This is a genomic window from Alkalispirochaeta americana (assembly GCF_900156105.1).
Lineage (GTDB): Bacteria > Spirochaetota > Spirochaetia > DSM-27196 > Alkalispirochaetaceae > Alkalispirochaeta > Alkalispirochaeta americana.
The window spans coordinates 1-1,300 of record NZ_FTMS01000056.1; the positions used below are offsets into that span (position 1 = coordinate 1).

The 1,300-nt window shown below is 61.8% G+C and carries 2 protein-coding genes; both read right to left on the reverse strand.

Annotated features, from left to right (window positions below; translation table 11 throughout):
• Positions 1-14: 14 nt before the first annotated feature.
• Positions 15-1,058, reverse strand: coding sequence for an inorganic phosphate transporter (locus BW950_RS14660; RefSeq protein WP_076490036.1), 1,044 nt, complete (start codon positions 1,056-1,058; stop codon positions 15-17).
• A gap of 12 nt (positions 1,059-1,070) precedes the next feature.
• Positions 1,071-1,300 (reverse strand): DUF47 family protein (locus tag BW950_RS14665; protein ID WP_143559291.1); only part of this gene is annotated, 230 nt, incomplete at its 5' end.

The window sequence follows — 1,300 nt, forward strand, 5'->3', positions numbered from 1 at the left end:
CGGTCCCGCAGGTCTTACACAAAGACCTGCTGCATGAAAACGTTCTGCATGATAAAAAGCGCCACGTAGCACAGCAAGGCCGCCATGGCGGGGGTGGCAACCCAGCCCAGCACGATGTTGCGCAAGAGCTTCAGGTTCAGGTTGCGGCCTCCCTTGGCAAGCCCCACACCCAGAATTGATCCCACCGCAGCCTGGGACTGCGAGACCGGCACCAGCGGAAACGAGGGCAGCCCCACGGATTCCATGGCCTCCTTCAGCCCCTGGGAGGCAAAGAGGAAGAGCACCAGCGCCGTGGAAATGATCACCACGCAGGCCGTGATCGGCGAGAGCTTGAAGAGTTTGGACCCCACCGTGAGCATCACCTTCTTGGAATAGGTGGCAACACCCACACCCGCGGCGAGCCCCCCCACCATGAAAAGCTGCTGCGTCCCCGTGAAGGTAAGCCCCATAACGCTCACATCCCGAAAGGGCGAGGCTTCAAGAAAGACGCCCACCACGTTGGCCATGTTGTTGGCTCCCAGACTGTAGGCACCAAAGGCCCCCGCCAAAAGCAGGGCGTTGCGGGTGTACCGGTCCAGGTGAACCAGATGGATATGGACCCGGCTCATGGCAAAGCGCACCACAAAGAAAAGCACAAAGGCGATTCCCGCACCCAAAACAGGACCGAAGATCCAGGTCCCCACAATTTTGGTGAGCGCTTCCTGGTCCGTGGGGTACCCCGAAAAGAGGTTCCACCCCACAATGGCACCCACAATGGCCTGGGTGGTGGACACGGGAAGCCCCGCCTTGGTCATCCACATCACCGTGAAGGCCGCGCAGAGCGAGACCACAAAGGACCCCGGCAGGGCGTTCACCGCCCCCAGAGCGCCCAGACCGTGGGCCGCACCGGCCCCGCTGAAGACCGCTCCAGCGGTGATAAAGATGATACAGATGATCGCCGCCGTGCGGAACTTCACCATGCGGGTTCCCACGGCGGTGCCGAAGATATTGGCCGCGTCGTTGGCGCCCAGGGACCAGCCCATGTAGAGACCGCTGGTCAGAAAGATTAGTCCTCCCATCGCTGCGCCCCCTTACAGGGTCCGCTTGATCGTGGAGATAGCCAGCCGCTCCGCTACCGCTTCGGCCTCGTCGGCCAGGCGGGAAATCCGTTCGGCAAAGTGGCGCATATGAACCCGCTTGCTGAACTCCTTGATATCGGGAGACTCGAAGGCCTTGCGCTTGAGCCGGTCCTCCACCTCGTCGGCCTGGTGCTCCCAGAAGTGGACCTTATCCAGATGCTCCGTCACGCGGTAGAGCTCGC

Excerpts from the sequence above, each read along its gene's own strand:
- BW950_RS14660 (WP_076490036.1), bottom strand. The coding sequence starts at position 1,058 with ATGGGAGGACTAATCTTTCTGACCAGCGGTCTCTACATGGGCTGGTCC.